At 45.6% G+C, this 410-nt stretch carries 1 protein-coding gene; it reads left to right on the top strand.

The features are described 5' to 3' along the window. Nucleotides 1-410 (top strand): ATP synthase beta subunit C-terminal domain-containing protein (locus J7R05_RS08575; protein WP_484479015.1); only part of this gene is annotated, 410 nt, incomplete at both ends.

Genomic DNA, 410 nt, shown 5'->3' with positions numbered 1-410 from the left:
AGGGCGTATTCCTTCTGCTGTGGGCTATCAGCCAACTTTGGCAACGGATATGGGGGCTTTGCAAGAACGTATTACCAGCACAAAAACGGGATCTATTACTTCTGTTCAGGCTATTTATGTTCCAGCCGATGACTTAACGGATCCAGCACCTGCAACATCTTTTGCCCATTTGGATGCAACCACGGCTCTTTCGCGTTCGATTGCTGAAAAGGGGATTTATCCCGCTGTTGATCCGCTTGATTCTTTCTCACGCATGTTGGATCCACTGATTGTAGGTGAAGAGCATTATACTGTTGCTTGTCAAGTTCAAACTATTTTGCAACGCTATAGAGCGCTACAGGATATTATTGCTATTCTTGGAATGGATGAACTTTCTGAAGATGACAAGTTGTTAGTGGGGCGGGCGCGTA

The sequence above is a fragment of the Bartonella capreoli genome (genome assembly GCF_902813205.1).
Lineage (GTDB): Bacteria > Pseudomonadota > Alphaproteobacteria > Rhizobiales > Rhizobiaceae > Bartonella > Bartonella schoenbuchensis.
The sequence above is the reverse complement of the archived record's forward strand: the minus strand, read 5'-3'. Positions and strand labels throughout refer to the sequence as shown.